This window comes from Prevotella sp. P2-180 (genome assembly GCF_002251435.1).
Lineage (GTDB): Bacteria > Bacteroidota > Bacteroidia > Bacteroidales > Bacteroidaceae > Prevotella.
The window spans coordinates 14,520-32,918 of record NZ_NPJI01000038.1 but is presented as its reverse complement, the minus strand read 5'-3'; the positions used below and the strand labels follow the sequence as shown (position 1 = coordinate 32,918).

11 protein-coding genes and 1 pseudogene are annotated in these 18,399 nt (G+C 43.5%); 11 read left to right on the top strand and 1 reads right to left on the bottom strand.

The features are described from left to right. Window positions 1-204 precede the first annotated feature (204 nt). From CIK98_RS07010 to CIK98_RS06960, 11 genes and pseudogenes are all read left to right on the top strand, one after another. On the top strand, window positions 205-4,146 hold the full coding sequence (locus tag CIK98_RS07010; RefSeq protein ID WP_094383552.1) for a hypothetical protein: 3,942 nt from the start codon (window positions 205-207) through the stop codon (window positions 4,144-4,146). Between the two features lie 85 nt (window positions 4,147-4,231). Further along, the gene (locus CIK98_RS07005; protein WP_094383551.1) at window positions 4,232-4,735 is read left to right on the top strand and encodes a hypothetical protein; all 504 of its coding nucleotides are present in this window, start codon (window positions 4,232-4,234) and stop codon (window positions 4,733-4,735) included. 12 nt (window positions 4,736-4,747) lie between these two features. Next, window positions 4,748-7,519: a hypothetical protein gene (locus tag CIK98_RS07000; RefSeq protein ID WP_141210455.1), complete on the top strand. Its 2,772-nt coding sequence runs from the start codon at window positions 4,748-4,750 to the stop codon at window positions 7,517-7,519. Between the two features lie 114 nt (window positions 7,520-7,633). Next, window positions 7,634-8,536: a hypothetical protein gene (locus CIK98_RS06995; RefSeq protein WP_094383549.1), complete on the top strand. Its 903-nt coding sequence runs from the start codon at window positions 7,634-7,636 to the stop codon at window positions 8,534-8,536. Window positions 8,537-8,580: 44 nt separating this feature from the next. Continuing rightward, the gene (locus CIK98_RS06990) at window positions 8,581-10,185 is read left to right on the top strand and encodes a PL29 family lyase N-terminal domain-containing protein (RefSeq protein ID WP_094383548.1); all 1,605 of its coding nucleotides are present in this window, start codon (window positions 8,581-8,583) and stop codon (window positions 10,183-10,185) included. A gap of 298 nt (window positions 10,186-10,483) precedes the next feature. Further along, window positions 10,484-10,783, top strand: a pseudogene (locus CIK98_RS06985) (PD-(D/E)XK nuclease family transposase); the annotation flags it as partial. Between the two features lie 639 nt (window positions 10,784-11,422). Then, complete coding sequence (locus tag CIK98_RS06980) at window positions 11,423-12,529, top strand: OmpA family protein (RefSeq protein ID WP_094383546.1); 1,107 nt, start codon at window positions 11,423-11,425, stop codon at window positions 12,527-12,529. A 495-nt stretch (window positions 12,530-13,024) separates the two neighbouring features. Continuing rightward, window positions 13,025-13,777 (top strand): DUF5020 family protein, encoded by a 753-nt coding sequence (locus CIK98_RS06975; protein WP_094383545.1) that lies wholly within the window; start codon window positions 13,025-13,027, stop codon window positions 13,775-13,777. 245 nt (window positions 13,778-14,022) lie between these two features. After that, window positions 14,023-14,514 (top strand): histidine kinase dimerization/phospho-acceptor domain-containing protein, encoded by a 492-nt coding sequence (locus CIK98_RS06970; protein WP_172409853.1) that lies wholly within the window; start codon window positions 14,023-14,025, stop codon window positions 14,512-14,514. 24 nt (window positions 14,515-14,538) lie between these two features. Then, window positions 14,539-15,900 carry a uracil-xanthine permease family protein gene (locus CIK98_RS06965; protein WP_094383543.1) on the top strand — a complete coding sequence of 454 codons (1,362 nt, stop codon included), beginning with the start codon at window positions 14,539-14,541 and terminating at the stop codon, window positions 15,898-15,900. 18 nt (window positions 15,901-15,918) lie between these two features. Continuing rightward, window positions 15,919-17,223, top strand: a complete 1,305-nt coding sequence (locus tag CIK98_RS06960; protein WP_094383542.1) for an NCS2 family permease — start codon at window positions 15,919-15,921, stop codon at window positions 17,221-17,223. A gap of 216 nt (window positions 17,224-17,439) precedes the next feature. Here CIK98_RS06960 and CIK98_RS06955 read toward each other — a convergent pair whose 3' ends face one another. Further along, entirely contained in the window at window positions 17,440-18,285 is an 846-nt protein-coding gene (locus tag CIK98_RS06955; RefSeq protein WP_094383541.1) for a DUF3667 domain-containing protein, read from the bottom strand. Window positions 18,286-18,399 lie beyond the last annotated feature (114 nt).

The following is an 18,399-nucleotide window of genomic DNA, read 5'->3' as shown; positions in this document are numbered from 1 at the left end:
CAGTAAAAAAGGCCAAAATAGGCTTGCTACGATATTTTTTTCAATAAAAACAGAAAAAAACTTTCGATTTATTTGCAAGATTTGAGATTTATGTCTATATTTGCACCGAAAATGCATCTCACCGCAAGAGATACAGAAAAAGCATTTGAGGGAATACTTTAGCTTGTAACTATACAAATTTTTAATTAATTTAATATTTATCGTATGAAAAGAAAACTTTTTAGTGCGTTGCTTTTTGGAGCTCTTGTAGCTTCTTCGACTAGCACTTTTGTGTCTTGTAAGGACTACGATGACGACATCCAGAACTTGCAGACCAAAATTGACGCAAACTCGAAGGCTATTGCAGAGATTCAGAAGTTAATCCAATCAGGTAGTGTCATTACAGGTGTTGACCCTATCACCAATGGTGTTAAGGTTACATTGAGTAATGGCAATTCGTTCAACATTACCAACGGTAAGGATGGTGCCAATGGTGCCAATGGTGCCAATGGTGCTGATGGCAAGGATGGTAAGGACGGTAGCGTAATTACCATAGGCGACAATGGCAACTGGTTCATCGATGGTAAGGATACTGGTATGGCTGCTCAAGGTCCTAAGGGTGACAAGGGCGACAAAGGTGATAAGGGTGACCAGGGCGATCCTGGAGTTCCAGGCGCAGACGGTGAGGATGCAATCATCACAGCTCACGTTTGGGTACTCAGCGATGACCTTCTCGAACTTATCGAGTATAAGGATGGTGTTGCTACCGGTAAGAAGGTAAGCATCGAGACTCTCATTGGCAATGGTAACAACCAGCAGCCACAGGTAGTAGTTTCTGCCCTTATGACTGGCGACAACCTCGTTCTCTATGGAGTTCAGGGTTCATCTGCTCCTATCTCAATCTCATTGTCAGGCAATCTGCGTAGCATGGTATTCATACCAAAGCTCTATCTTGACGGTATCGAGACAATTGAGTATCCAATCCTTAGCGACACTACTCTCCAGAAAGAGGCTTATCCAACAGCTGCATGGCAGATTCCTCTTACTGCAAGCCCAAGACTGGCTGGCAAGTATGTTGACGCATGGAAATGTACTCAAGGACAGATTGTAAATGGTCATCCTATTGTTTGTACTTCTGATGCTGGTTATGCTCTGAATCAGAACTATATACCAGACTACAATGCAAATCAGCCTCAGCTTGTTGCAATTACCAATAAGATTTATGGTGGTCAGTCTGACAATGGAAAGGCAAGCCATATATATATTGGTGCAAGAATTGGCGTAGACTATCATCTGAACCCGTCTAATTCAAATACTGTATACAGTGATATTACAGGTTATTCAGTACTCGAGCCAGACGTTGTTTACATGAATACTCGCGCAACTGCAAGTCAGCTTCAAGTTGTTTCACCTGAGAAGTATGTTGATGGAACCATGTTGTTTAACAACTCAAATGGTATTTTGACTGCAGGTTTGGAAGTTAAGCGACCAGACTATCTCCGTCGTTATCCAACAGACCTTACCATCAATGGTGGTGCTAATTCCTCTGCTTATACAGACTGGGCTGGTGACTTAGCAGGTACAACAGACAAGAACAAGGACAATGTAATTGCACTTCAGGCAAAGACAATTGCTGACAACAATGAAGAGGCAATAGTTACATCTGATTATGCACTTGTAATGCCTACTCTTTACTATCTCGAAGGTCTGGTATGGAAGAAAGCACCTGAATACAAGGAAAGAGTAGCAACCTCAACAAGAAACAATGTTGACTGGGGTGACGAGAAAGGTTGTATATGGACACCGAATGGAACCAATATTGGTACGGTAGGTACACCTGAGTGTAACAAGCGTATCCATGTTTGGGATTCTCCACAGGAGGCTCTTTCTGATCCTGATGGTGCTGCTCTCGAGCTTCTTTGGAACAGTGCAACAGGTATTACACTTAAGGATTACATGGCTATCCACATCGTACGTGAGAACTATCAGACACGCAAGACTTCTCTCGGCGTGATGACTGACGCTGAAATGCGTCAGTGGGGTCTCCACTATGAGTTCAACATTGTTGACTACTCTATCGATGGTAACGTAACACGCGATGGCCACTATGTTAAGTTCGTTAACAGGGATAATGGTCAGATTATCGCTCAGAACGTAGATAACGAGGGTAACTGGGCTGGTCAGTCAGAAACTTCTATCGACCGTATGCCTTTGATGCAGGTTCTCGTTAAGGATGAAGCTGGAAACGTTCTTCTCGATGGTTACATCCTTATTCACATTTGCCGTGACTTGGAGCCAAACCACGAGATTAAATATCCTGAGCAGAGCAAGACATGGGATCTCTGCGGTTCAATGTCAGTCTTTGATACAAACTGGGCTATGTTCAATGAGTATGTATTGACAACAGGCCTTAACAATATGACTAAAGAGTATTTTGATGCTCATTATGCTGCAGATCTCAGATCTTCTACGCCAAGGACTTGGCTGCCAGCTGCTCCATTCCTGGATGCTAATGGAAATCAGGGCTATTATTTGAACGTATATGATCAGGCTCCAGGTCGTGGTCTCCCACAGGTTCCTGCAACACAGTTAGGCTGGGTAGAATACTTCCATGATACACAGGGTACAACAAACCATAGGTTCACGTGGTATCTCGACGAGAACGAACTTGAAAGACTTACAGAAGGTCTTGCTCCTGGTCAGACTACAACAGTAACACGTTGGATATGCTTCAACCGTACTAACATCGAGGCAGCTTATCTGAACATCTTTATTAAGATGACAGCTGTTATCACACGTCAGCCTAATGGTGAAGCAACATTTGCCGTAAAGAATGACAACTATTGGTTTGGTCTTGATGGTTCAACTACAGGATGGGATGCTATCGTATTTGATGCTAAGGAGCCTATCAACAACTCTGTAATGACTCAATTCAGACGTAATGTACCATCTACACTGGTTCAGAACTATGTTCAGTATCAAAACAAAAACAGCTTCTTTGTAAACAACGGAACAAAGTACTACTTCGATCCAGAAACAAAGACTGTTAATGCTCAGGAGTACAACCCAACAACTGACACCAAGGTTAACACAACATTTGAGTTGACAGCTAAGGGTAATCCAAATGCAACTACATACGACAAGCTCTTCTGTGCATTTGTTACAGATTCTCATCAGTATGCTGATGCAACACTTAATAGTATACTGAATTCTTGTGCAGTTGATGCCGACCGTGGTGCTTTTGCTAATGACAAACTGTATGTTCGTATCAATAATGGTGCGCCAATTGAAATCGCTACACTCGACCAGACTACTGGTGAGATTACACTAAATAACAATAAAGAGTGCAAGCGTGTACTGAATGCAATCGGTTATGCAGCTAATCGTGTAAATATCGACAAGCAGATGCGTGCATTTGTAAGTGTAGTATCATACCGCAATTGTACTGATGAATGTGGTGACACTCATCACATTGCTGAAATCGTTAACGAGCACAAGTTCACTGTAAGCTGGGAGCGTCCAGTTAACTTCGACAAGACATTCGCTGAGCATACAATTGATGCTCGCACCAACAAGACAGAGATTTTCGTAATCGACTACTTGAAGGATGAGTTGTATGACTGGCGTGGTGAGGCTGCAGGATATATGAACGGTGACCAGCAGTGGTTCTGGGGTTACTATGACGTAAAGGCCATCACTCTTGACCTCAACCCAGCTCACGTATATACCGATATGCACACTGGAACATGGCAGAAGTTAAGCTCTATCACTACAATGGCAAGACTGTATGCTCTGTATCAGGATGGTACAATTACAACTAACGAATATGGTTATCCTTGGTATAATGTTTCAAGCCGTGAGGATGATGGCAATCTCGCAGACGTTGATGGCAATTATGTAATTAACTCTCAGGACTTCGACGAAGCTACATGGTTGCAGACATACAACTTCAATTGCAGAAAGTATAACAGTTCAGATAAGAACAGCCAGCTTGTAGCTGACATGACAACACTTCCTGGCAAGTACAGATATGGTGTTATCTGCTATGAGAACAATGGTGACAATGTAACAGAGTTTAGAGTAAGAATACCAATGCGTATTGACTATGCATGGGGTTACTACTGGACTTCATTGAATCTGAAGATTAACACAACACTTGGTAACTAAATTATCATGTAAATAAGCTCTAATTAGAGGGTGTGCCTAACAGAGCGGCACACCCTCTTTTTGAGTAAACTAAAGTATATAAAAAATGAGAAACATTTTATTTCTTTTCCTTTTAGTTATTTCTTTTGCCACCATTGCATCATGCACCAGTGGCAAGAAAAAGAGCCGTCAGCAGCAAATCGAGGAATTTCGCAGTACTCTTACTTCTGAGGATACCGTTACGATGCTCAAACTTTGTGATGACGCAATGGAGAAACTTAAGCGTAAGGAGATAGACAATGTCCTTTTGTCTCTGTTTGAATATACAGACTCAACAAAAGAGGTGAAGCCCCTTACTGAAGCAACAGCAAAACGATATAAGCGTATGTTCACGATGTTCCCCGTATTAGAATATAAGAGGAACTATTTCACATTTTCCTTGGAAGGTTGCAACGATGTTAAGTATGAAATAGTATTTGCCACAGCAGAGCAGGTAGGAAACAGCAAACCTGCAAAAACACATTTCATGTTTAATCCGGTAAAAATTGATGGTGAATGGAAGTTATGTGTCAAGACAGCTGCTGATGAAATTGACAGAACCATAAAATAAACAATATATTATATGAAGAATCTTATTTTGCTATTGTCTGTTCTTTTCTCGTGCCAGATGTTTGCACAGAAACATGAATGTGCTGTTTTTGATTTCACCAAGCCTTTAGAGCTAAATCCGGCAATAACACCGCTTGAGACAAATGGTCAGGTTGAACCTGTGACCAGCAAGACTTTTACGGAGAAAAACATCAAACTTTCATTTGATGGTGGATCCTTGCGTGGCTCTGCCGGCATTGCTACAATCATTACTGAGGGCGTTACATCTTATTATTTGCGTGTATTCACTACAACTACAATGACAATAAGTGCCCAGAATAATTCTGTTTTGGATTCAATAAGATTTGCTGCTGGAACCATAATGGGTGAATTAGGTCTCCCGGTTAACGACAATACAGGCAAATTCGATTCCTCAGACGGAAAGTTGTGGACAAAGAACGGCGACAACAACATTGGCAAAGTCTCGTTCTACAACAATTTTGCTATGGCACAGATCCCTCAGTTGTATGTATATTACACAACTCCATCGGATGTGCTGACACCAATATCAACAAGTATCTACAACGGTCAAACTGTCCCTTCATTTGAATCTTTCAGATTGACGTTTGACCGTGAAATGAATATTGTCAATACTTCTGGTATAACACTTACATATTCGGATGGTACAAGTGCCGGTAATGTTTCCGTAAGCAAGACAAACTCAAATATTGTAGTTTCACTATCCAAGCCAATCACAAAGGATTGCGATTTGCTTCTGACTATTCCTGCCAGGGCATTTGCAAGCAACGACGGCTACCAAAACGCGGAATTAACGTATAGTTTCAAAGTTGTTGAGCCAAGAAACACCTTCAACTATACAGAAGCAATCCCAGCCATTGGTAAGGTGAAGATGATACCAAATACTATCTCTCTCGTATTTCCCGATATTATAGGTCATGTGAATGAGGATGCAATCATCGTATTGTTCAAAGACGGCGAACCTCATAGAACACTTAAGCTTACTTCAGATGAAAACAAGGTGAATCTCACTATTAATGGCACAAGCTCAGACATTACTGAAGAAGGTACATATACACTGAAAATCAAAGAAGGTGCTATCTCCAATGCACTGTATGGTACGGATTATGAGAGACATAACGAAGAATACAATATAACATATATTGTAACCTCTGAAACTGACGAGCCAGAGCCTGATCCAGAACCGGAACCTGACCCTCAGCCTGAGGAAAGTGAGACAATGAAGGTAGCAAAGTCCTTGCTCGCATTAATTGGCATTGGCTATCCTACAGAAGAAAGCAGCTCGCGCGCATCTCTTAAAGCCTTGACAGAATCAGAGGAAGTTCCGACAGACGAAGCCCTTGCATCTGCGATTGACGCATTCTACAAGGAACCAAATATAGCAAAACCTGTAAGCAAGAAATATTATCAGATTTCGAGCGTGAACGCCAATGGCAGCAAGTTGTGGCTGACTTACAACGATGGCAGTGTTACCCTTACAACTGATGCGTCAAAGGCGACAGCATTTAAGGCAACTGCCAACGAGGACGGAACGACAACGTTTGCCGTTAATGGCAAATACCTCCATGTACTTGCATCTGACTCAAGGTATGCCGGGACATCGGAGAGGAATATTACAGACGAATATAGTTCTACAGTCAACAACCTTATGCTTCAGAAGTTTATCGTAGAAGGTAAGGAAGCTAAGGACATGCTTGGACTTGTAACGCTTTACGGCGGTTTGGGTAAGGACAAAGTGTCCAAGGAAGACAAGACTGCATACGCACTTGTAGACCATAGCACCGCTTCTGTTCTCACACAAGCAGAATACAATGCCTCATATTTCGAGGCAGACATGACAAACGCATTTGCAATTAACGAAATTGACGTGCCTGCAGAGGTGAATTATAGCATTAGTCCAGACCTTGTTAAGAAGAATACCGAGGTGCTGACTTTGACATTCCCTGAGGAATCTTTCGTTGATGTATCGGAAAGTGTCAAGCCATATTTCATTACCAACAGTGGCGTAAACAAAGGCTATGCCACTTTGACAAGGACAAGTGACAATATGTTCACAATATCATTAGCTGGATTGTCGGATGACAAGTACATCGTTGTATTGCCACAGGGAACATTTACAATCACTGTCGGTGACGAAATACAGAACATAATGGAGATACGTCACAACTTTGAAATAAACGGCGGTGGCGGTTCCGGCGACGATGGTGGATTTGACTATTCGTATAGTGCAGTGAATATTTATGGTTTCGGAGATATACTTGAGCCAAAGAAAGACTCTCAACTGAACAATATCATCATCTATCAATATTCACGTGAAAACGACCTTGCGGTTGACACCAATAAAGAAGTATGGATTTCTAATTACGATAATGTCAACAAGAAGCTCTACAAAGGCAAGTTTGTTCCCTACGTAATAGAAGAAATGCCAGAAACCCCGGCTTATCGTTTAGCACTTGAAACGCCAATAGTTGAAGGAAGTTTAGCTAAGGGACTTTATGCAGTAGTGTTTGAAAAGGGAACTTTCGGAGATGCCAACTTCAGGAAGTACCTTGAAGACAAGACATCTGTATCTCCTTCTCAATGTAGGGTCAACGCTTTATACAGAATTAGAATAGATATTGATAACACATACGTTTCCGGCATCGATGATGTCTTGATTGATAAGAATAAGGAAGATGTAATTGTTGATTTACAAGGTCGTAGAGTATCAAAAATGGCAAAAGGTGGCCTGTATATCATTAATGGTAAGAAATATCTGAATTATTAACCCCTTTGGCATTAGCGGAACTAATAATCCGCTAATGCCGAACATAGAAAATGTATAAATATGAAATTAACAATTGAACGTTTTTTTCCAGTACTATTAGGGCTGGTTTTCGCTTTGTTTAGCGTTTCATGTAGCAGTGGCGGTGATGATGACGAGGAAAACAACATCCCCGACATTGATGTAAACGACATAAAGTATGATGATGTCGTGAAGATGGTTGTCGGTACATGGAATCCTGATGGAGAAAATGGCAGAAAGTTCGTATTTCGTCCGGATGGCAATTATTTTGACTCCAAAATGCCAAACAATAAGTATAAGTGGAGAATAGAGGAAAAGACAGGTAATCACAGATGGATAATCTGGTTGGAGAATGCGTCTTATTGGATTGAGGTCATTGACGTAGACCATTGGAAGATGTACAGCTATGACGGAACAATCTTTTTTTACTTCATAAGAATAAGCTATTCGTACGACGATGTGGATTATGACGAGAGATTTGACAATGTTATTCCAGAAGATATTCCAATAAGTCCGTATATAGATATATACAGAGGATTTAACCCGCCTAATGTTGAAGGAGTGTACAGCGTTAAGCCATTAACAACAGTCCACTGCGAAGACTATGGTAATGGCGGTTTTGTTCCAGGAACACAAGTGAATCCGATAGTGATAAGGTTACATGGTCAGGATAAATCAAATAACACGATCAATTACGAGCATTACACAGAAAATAGTGATAGTTATTCAAAAGGCGATGGTGCCTTTATCAGCGGATATGGCAATTATTTCACTGTGTTCTTTAATACCATTGGTGAAAGCCATGGAATACAGACTAAAACTGCATTGGTTATTTCTGGTGAAAAGTCATCCAATGGCATAAAGAATTTAAGGTATGCATTTGTTATGGTAGAGAAAGGCAGTGACCCGAGTAATCTTCTGATGCGTGAAGGCGTGTTCAGGGTGTTTAAGGATGGTGACTATATTTCTGAACCTTGCTCATGGCTTTATAACCGATGAAATAGAAAAGTTTCTATATATAACAATTAATTAAAACATCTATTATGGTAAAAGGAATTAAGATTTGGCTTGTCGCCTGCATTTTGGCAATTGCAGGAACATCCTTCACAGGATGTAGTTCAGACGATTATGACGACACAGAAATCAAGCAACAGATTTCAAGTCTTGACCAACGTGTGTCGGCAATGGAGAAAACAGTAAACGCCTTGAATGTCGAAATTAACCAGATTAAGGTGATAGTAGAGAAGCTTCAGGCAAACATCTCTATCCAAAGCTATATATCCATTGAAAACGGATATAGAATAGTCTTTACCGATGGTACAAGTATTGACGTAAAGAATGGAAAAGACGGCAAAGATGGTGAAGACGGAAAAGATGGACAAGATGGAACTGACGGTAAGGACGGAAAGGATGGACAAACGCCAATTATCGGCGTAAGCCTTGACATCGACGGTAATTACTATTGGACCGTCACAATTAATGGAGTGACCAACTATATCATAGATGGTGACGGAAACAAGATTTCCATTTCCGGTCCAAACGTGATAACACCGATAATCAAGATAGACGTTAACGGTTACTGGGTTATCAGTTATGATGGTGGTATTACCTTCGTGTACATCTACGATGACAATGGCAACATGGTGCCAATTAATGGAGGCGGAGATTCGAATGTCTCATATATTAAGACAACATATCAGTATGACAACTATGTTGTGTTTGTGCTCTACAATGGGCAGGAGATACGATGCCCCATCTATAAGGGAATGTACATGACCCTTTCGAATACAACAGTCAATCTGGATAACCATCCTGTCACTATTTCTTACAGCATTTCAGGTGCTGATGGATATACATTTGTTGAGACCGTGGACAAGGGCAACGTCAAGTCGACTGTTAATGCTTCAAGTTCTTACTATGGTACTATTACCATTACACAGACTGGCGACATAGACTCAGACACCAAGGTGCTTGTGTTCCTGTGCAACCGCGACCAGACTATAACCAATGTCATAAAAGTTACTGGTGGCAGCTATGAAGAACCAGACAATAGAATCGAAGATGTCGTACCTGAGGATATTGTTAAAAAATTGGATCCATATATAACAATCTATCGCGGCGTTAATCCTCCAAACGTGGAGGGTGCCTACAGAATAGACCCAATGCTAACTGTTTATTGCGAAGATGAAGGTAATGGAGGATTTAATCCTGGTACTAAAGTAACATCAGAGGATATTAGACTTTATGGCCAGAACAAAATCAATAATACCATTAACTATGAGGGATATACAGTTAGTGGGTCTAGTTATGCTTTGGGTGAGGGTGCCTTCATCAGTGGTTATGGTAACTATTTCACCATTTTCTTCAATACAATAGGAGAAAGTCACAATATTTCAACAAAGACTGCTTTGGTGATTTCTGGAGAGAAAACTTCCAATGGTATAAAGAATCTTAAGTACGCCTTTATCATGGTGGAGAAGGGCGCTGATCCGCAAGGACTATTGATGAAAGAAGGTGTATTCAGAGTCTTTGAGGATGGTGATTATATCTCCTCTCCAATAACTTGGAGTCACAGTTCTAAGGCAAAACTCGTTACTCCTTTCAAAAGCAGTGATGAATATTCAATATACTCTGCATTCAAGAAATAATACCGATTGGCACATATCAACGCAAAGAAGTTTATTAAAGAATAATTATTATGTACACATCCTTTAAATAAGGTAACAACGCGAAGGCGGAGGGCTTGTGAAAGCCTTCCGCTTTAATTTTTACATTTGGCTTGTACTTAAGCAAAATGGCGTAAGTGTCTGACTAAGCTTGTGTGGGAAATATAAGGCATAATATGGATTAAAATATCTTAAATGCTTGTGCGTTAGTTTATTTATTATTACTTTTGCAGCAAGAAATAATGATTTGTATCTACAATACCCGCAATTATTGACGATTATGGCAAACTATATACGATTTGACTGGGCTATGAAGCGCATGCTGTGCGACAAGGCAAACCATGCTGTGCTTGAGGGGCTGATGACGACTCTACTAGGCGAGAAGTTCACGATAGTGAAGTTCCTTGAGAGCGAAGGCAATCAGACTGACGAAGAAGACAAGTTCAACCGTGTCGACATTCTTGCAGAGAGCGACCGTAGCGAACTCATCATCTTCGAGATACAGAACAACCGTGAGTTGTCATACTTCCACCGTATGTTGTATGGCGTGTCGAAGGTGATAACCGACTATACCAGTAGAAACCATCATTGCTGCCACTGGCCTTTCTGCCGAGGAGATAGAATCGCTTTAGCTAATATAGCCATAACATATTTGGACAAATAAATACGGCGGAGGACTTATGTAAGTCTTCCGCCGTATTCAGTTCGTATCTGAATAGGGTAGTATCACGGTCGTACCATAGTTGGTGTTACGACCATTCCATAGGGCTTGGAACGGTCGTGATACAAGTTATGGAACGACTGTCCCAAAAGCTGTTCTTATTCCGTTTCTGTAGGTTAATTGTAGTTTAACTATTTAGGTTGTCTACTTATCGTATTATTTATATAAGAGGTTGACAAGTAAATCTATTATTTATAATACTCGTTTACTCTACTTGTAGTACAGACTTCAGCGTCTCTTGAGTTGTTTGTTAACTAATGATAATAGAGGAGGTTATATAGATGAAAATAGTTGAAATAGTTATGATATATGTAATGAAAATGTAATAAAGACGAAAAAATAATCGAAAAAGGTTGTAAGTTTCGAATTTTTGCATTATCTTTGCAGCATAGATAATATGGAGCCTATGGATTATAATGTGTATACTGGAGTTTTCCCGTAACCCTTAACCATAAGGCTTAGAGAAGTCAGATATTTATAAAAATTAATTATTTGCGTATGAAAACTTTGAAATCTCTACTCGTTGCTGCATTACTCTCAGTAGGTTTTGCAGCACATGCGCAGGAGGCTTCTGAATATACATTCAAGAAGCACGCATTCCTGCAGCTTCAGGGTGGTGTTCAGCACACTCTTGGTGAAGCAAAGTTCAGTGATCTTCTTTCTCCAAACCTGCAGGTGGCTCTTGGCTATCAGTTCAGCCCGGTGTTTGGTACCCGTGTTGCATTCAACGGCTGGCAGAGCAAGGGTGGCTATAATGGCTATAGAGAGTCTGATGGTGCAAACCCGGGAAATGTTCAGTACAAGTATAAGTACATTTCTCCTACAGTTGACTTCATGTTCAACCTCTCAAACCTGCTTTGTGGTTACAACCCCGTTCGCACTGTGAACGTTTCGGCCTTCGTAGGTGGTGGTCTTAACATCGGTTTCTCTAATGACGAGGCTAACGACATTGTAGCTAAGGGTTACAACATGACCTATATTTGGGACGGAACAAAGGTTCGCCCTGTAGGTAAGGCTGGTCTTGCTGTTGATTTCCGTCTCAGCGACGCTGTTGCCTTGGGTATCGAGGGTAATGCCAACATCATCTCTGACAAGTACAACTCTAAGAAGGCAGGCAATACCGACTGGTATTTCAACGTACTTGCCGGTTTGAAGATCAACCTAGGCAAGTCATACGAGAAGGTTGCTGCTCCTGTAGCTGCTCCTGTTGTTGTTGAGCCAGAACCAGAGCCAGTTGTTGAGCCAGAGCCAGCTCCTGTTGTTGAAGAAGTGAAGGTTGTTGAGCCTCTGCGTATCGACGTGTTCTTCACCATCAACGTAAGCAAGGTATCTGCCCAGGAGGAGGCAAAGGTGAAGGAACTCGTTGAGTATCTTGGCAAGTATCCAGAAAAGAAGCTGACTATTACTGGTTATGCTGATGCTGGTACTGGTAACGACAAGATCAACGACCGTCTTGCTTCTCAGCGTGCTGCTGCTGTAGTTAAGATGCTTACCGAGAAGTATGGCATTTCTGCAAGCCGCATCACTTCCGACAGCAAGGGTAGCCGCGTTCAGCCATTCGCTGAGAACGACATGAACCGCGTCTCTATCTGCGTCACTGACTAATAAAGTCGAATAAGAATAAAAAAAGACACTCACGCTGTTTGGCGTGAGTGTCTTTTTTGTATGCTCGGCATGAGTAATGTCTAACGGGTGTAAGTCCCTAACGAGCCCCGGTAGTGGGAATCGTATAGCCAGAGAGACAAGGGTGTCCATCGCGAGGTGGAATCTGAAAGAAGTCAGCGGCAAACATCTGGTCTGACGAACAGAAAGTTGATACAAGGCTAAAGTATGTGGATAAGGTGGCAAAAAGCACTGAAGTCCTATAACTATCCGGAACATACATAGTAAATCAAGCAGACATAAGATGGAAAGACAGTGCTCTTAATTAAACGATAGTAACTGGAAGCTACCAAATGAAAGATAATTTCCGATTCACCATTTTTTTTTGTTAAAGATTTTTAATTCTCCACATAATCAGGTTCTCCTTCATTGCTGTTTTTAAAAATACAATTACCTTTGTAGACAGAACTGCATTCACTTTATTGAATATACTTTATAATGAAGAACAAAAGAATGTTTGGAGCATCTCGGATGCCCCGTATCACCCTTGTACTGATGGCACTGCTGCTGCCGATTGCCGCTTTCGGCCAGAATTTCCAGGTTCACTATGACTTTGGCCGTCAACTCTACTCCTCGGAGGAAGCCGACCGTCAGAAACTGACACTCACTTACGAGACCTTCAAGGCCGATGGCTTGGGTTCGTGGTACTATTTTGTGGATGTAGATGTGCGCAACGATGGAGCCAGTGCGGCCTATACCGAGGTGAGCAGGGAGTTCCGCTTGGGTAGCAAGTCGCCCTTTGCCGCCCATATCGAGTTTGACGGTGGACTCAACCTCTACGGTTCTTATCAGAATGCGCTGCTCATCGGTCCCGCCTACAACGGCCACTCTTCTGACTTCTCCAAGACATGGAGTCTGCAACTCATGTACAAGCAGACGCTCAAGGGCGGTACCAATAAGGCACTGGCGGGCGTGCAGCTCACGGGTGTATGGGGCCTTACCTTCGGACAAGGCAAATGGACTTTCTCCGGTTTTGCCGACCTCTGGACAGGCTATATTCCCGAATGGGATGCCAAGGGACAGAAGAAGGGACTGGTACTGTTTACCGAACCGCAAATCTGGTATAACATCTGTAAGACGGTCAGCATTGGTTCTGAATGGGAGATTTCAAACAATTTCATTTACCGTGCCTCTAATAGCAAGAAGTCATTTTATGTAAACCCGACATTGGCTCTGAAGTTTTCTCTGTGATTTTTATTGAAAAATGATTGGGAAATCAATTATTATGATTAATTTTGCAGCGAATTGATGCTAGTAGTGTCTTTTCGCTTATCACTTTCCTGTCTTTCAGGTATTCGCAACATTCTGATACATAATTTATCTTCCCAATCATAAGATATATGAGATATATGAGCCCCATGAGATTCTCCCTCTCCGCCAGTAGTTTCCATTTGGCCAAAATCTGTTTTTTGTCCATTGTGCTGACATGTGTAAATGTGTTGACATCCGCGGCCACCACCTTGGCAGAATTGCAAGCACAGAACGAACTGTTGCAAGTGAGGTCTAAGGTGAATTTCCTCTCCCTCTGTGTTGTCATCTGCGTGATGATGATTTTCTTTATATGGGGTTTGAGGGTGCGTCACCGTCAGGCGATGATGCTGCTGGAGCGCAAGAACCGAGCACTGCAGCGTACCAACCGGTTGGTGGAGGAAGCCAGAGATGAGGCTGAGCGGCTGTCGAAGAAGAAGACCGTCTATACCCAAAACCTGGCTCATGAGATACGCACCCCGCTCAACCAGATGTATGGTTTTGTGCAGCTTCTGTCCGACGAATCTATGCCGCTCGATGATGAGCAGCGGCGTGAGGTGATACAGGCCATCCATGAAGGTTGTGAACAACTCACCCGGGTGGTGCATGAGATAGATACGGTGGCGGCCAAACTCGACGAGATGGACTCGCTCATGAAGGTAGAGTCAGTATTGAAATAGTCATAGCAATCAGGAGGTCCCCGTATGATACGAAATGTATCCCATCACCCACTGGCCATGCGTTTGGCTCTCTCGCTGCAGCATCTGTTAGCGGTTTTTGCAGGTACCGTGTTTGTACCTATTGTTTTGGGCTTGTCCATCCCTTTGGCCCTGCTTTTCTCGGGTGTCTCCACCCTGATGTTTCATTATTTTACATCGGGTAAGATACCCTTCTACTATGGCAGTTCGTTTACGATACTCGCTGGCATGACGTTCATACATCATCAGGCTGTCGGCAGGGGGATGACTGATGTGCTGGCCGATTGTTACGTCTGTCTCGGGTCACTGTTTATCGGTGTTATTTATTTGTTGGTGGGCCAGCTGCTCCGGATGGTGCCGCGGGAGAAGGTCATCAGACTCTTTCCCTCGACGTTGGCAGCGCCGCTGATTATGGTCATTGGCATCGACATGCTTTTCTCCTCCACCTATTCCATCCGCACCGACTGGCTGGCGGGCATCGTCACGATAGTGGCTGTGGCCTTGGCGCAACTGTTCTTCAAGGGAAGGGTGAGATTGTTTTCCATTTTTATTGGTATGGCGGCAGGATTGGTATTGTCTCTCGTTAGGGGCACATTCTCGCTGGATGCACTCCGGGGGGCACACTGGTTAGCATCTCCTTTCGACAGTGATTTCATGGCTTTCAGAGTACTCGAACATTGGGATGTAGACATGGCGGGAATCGTCTTCGTGACGGTGTTGCCGCTGGCAGTCATCGCCTTGAGCGAACATGTGGCGGATATGATAGTTATCTCATGCACTGCGAAAAAGAATTATCTGCGAATCATCGGACTACCGCGCAGCATCAGTGCCAGCGGACTTGCCACCTTGCTTGCTGCTGTGTTTGGGGCTTCTCAGACCACAGCCTATACGCAGACAACGGGACTGATTCGGCTTAACCGCATCTGTGACCCCAGCCTCCTGCGTATGGTGGCAGTGATGATGATTGTGCTTTCCTGCTGTCCCAAACTCACAGCTCTCATCAGTAGTATTCCTGTAGCTGTCATCGGGGGTATCACGTTCATCATGTATATCATGGTCATCTGGGTAGGTTGGTGTACGGCAAGACTCCATGAGAAAAAGAACCGGAATGCGAGGTCGCTCGTCATCATCTTCTCCACACTCGCTGCATACGCCATTACTGCACTCCTCTTGGATGGAGGCCTTCGGGTAGGCAGTATCAGGCTCACATCCATCACCGTTGCCTTTATCACGGGACTGGTTCTCCATTTGGCCATTCCCAATCGAGCAGCTTTGACTCCCCAGGAAGAGCATGCTTCTGACGAAGATGTTTCGTCCCCCACAGGCCTTGCCGACCATCATGATGAACCCCAAAAGCCGCAAGCATGAAATATAAATCCAAGATATATGAGAAAGATAGCCAAGATATTCGGATTCAATAGTAGCCAGCATTCGTTGCGAACCGAGGTGTTTGCCGGGATAAGTACTTTTATTGTCATGGCTTATATCCTCGCCTTGGCCCCAAAGGCTTTTGAAGGAGTGGGCGGGACGGCCGACCCCTTTCCAACGGCAGCTCTGTTTACGGCCACTGCACTAGTAAGTGCTGTGAGTACCTTCTTGATGGCGGTCTATGCCAAGCGTCCTCTGGCAGTGGCTCCTGGTGTGGGACTGCTTTTTTTCATCAGTGGTACGGTGTGTATGCAGATGGGCTATTCCTGGCATTTCGCCCTCACGGCCATCCTGTTGGAAGGTGTCTTGTTTACGGTTCTTGCCTTCTCCAGGTTGCGCTACCTAATTATGGAGAGCATCCCCCTCTCGCTGCGCAGTGCTACGGCAGTGGGAGTAGGTTTCTTTTTGGCCTCGCTTGGACTCAAGAGTGCAGGTATGACCGAATCGGGAGCTGCCATTGTCTCTCTGGCCAGTATCGTTACCGAGCCAGAGAAACAACTCTTTGCCATCTGCGTGATGCTGTCAGGCGTGCTGATTGTCTACAGGGTAAAGGGAGCTATCTTCTTGAGCATCATTGCCTCCACAATTATTGGCATTCCCTTGGGATTGACCCGTTTCGACGAAGTGATGACGATACCCGAATCGCCTGCACCCCTGTTTATGCAGATGGAGTGGAGTGAGGACATATTCTCTATAGATATGTTTGTGTGTGTGGTGTCTATTTTCTTCCTCGATGTTTTCGACACCATCGGTACTGTCTCAGGTGTACTCAGCAATACGAATCTGAGCCGTACCAATGGGCGCATCAGCCGCATGTCTCATATCTTCCAAGTGGATGCCATCAGTTCAACGTTGAGCGGTTTGATGGGCACCACTACCTGTACCAGTTATCTGGAAAGTGCCGCGGGTGTGGCCGAAGGTGGCCGGACAGGTGTCACCTCTTTGGTGACAGTGATATGCTTCCTCTTTGCCCTCTTCTTTTCACCCCTTTTCCTGGCCATTCCGCCCGTGGTTACAGGTGCCATTCTCTTGGTGGTCAGTTTCCACATGTTTGCAGCCATCAAACACATCAACTTTACCAATCCTGTGGAGGCCATCCCCTCGGTGCTGGTCATCCTGGTGATGGCAATTATCGGAAGCATCAGCGATGGCATTGTCGTGGGTGTGATATCCTATGCTGTGCTCAATTTCACGGCTGAGATGAAGCAGGAGCGGGAACGCCGTAAACGTGGTCATTTCTTCACGATTAACAAGGACGAATAAGCGTTTATCATCAAAAAAATAATAGCCCCCATCACAAGATGGAGGGCTATCGTTTTGTATGCTTGATTCGTACCTCGAATGGAATCCAAAATAGGAACCGCCGTATGCGGAACCGCATGTACGGTGGTGTGAGAGGTCGGTAAACACGAAAGCAGGAGATAAACATCTGCGATTAGTGTTTACCTCCTACTCGATTGGGGGAGAGAGAAGCTGGGTTTATTTGGGCAGGTTTTCAAATAGTCCAGTAAAGAATCCTATCAAGCCTATGGTTAAGGAAAGAATGAGGATGAAAGAGAAAAGACACAATAGGTGGAGTAAAATGGTGAGGCGGATGGTCTTGCGCCATTTAAACCCAAAGAGATATTTCAGGTCCCAAACCAAAAGGGCAAAGAGAATCCATGAGGGTAGGGGATAGAACGTATAAGTCTCGTTGTTGGCAAATGGCAGGTAGATGATAGAGAGAGCCACCATCTGAGAACTAATCAACACCTGCGCATAGAAATTTTCTGCCAGAGTGCTCCTTGGTCGTAATGGCGACTTTCTGAACAGCATCCATGTGAAAAACATAAAGAAAGAGTGTAGGCAGATGAGTTCTATAGCCTTATGCTCTTCAAACCACTCTACGGTTTTCTTAAGACCTTCGATAGCATCTCCCGCCGACACCTTCATTCCGTTGAAATCTATGACAGTTTGCTCTTTTTGGGCTTTCTTCTGTTCGGGTGTGGCATTATTGTCAAATACGTCCATCTTTGCCACTTCGTCTTTCACTGTTTCCCTACCAATGAGCATATTTTCCACAGTGATGAACACGCACAATACGAAGAGCATCTTCACCGGCGGGAAGAACGGTATTCTCTTTCCGTCGAGATACTCTCCTATCATCTGTCCCGGTCGGGTGAAGAGATTAAACAGAGTGCGTGGAAGGCTGCGATTGCCCATACCCCACACTTCGAGTGTCGACATGAGAGCGTTTTTTACCGTAAACCGCTTTGTTGATGCTGGTTGTCCGCAGGATGGGCAGTAGTTGCCGATGAATTCGGTGTGGCAGTTGAGACATTCCATGATTATTTATTAATGAAGAATGAAGAATGAAGAATGAAGAATGAAGAATGAAGAATGAAGAATAAGATAAACGCTGATTATGCGCAGCCCATTCTTCATTCTTCATTCTTCATT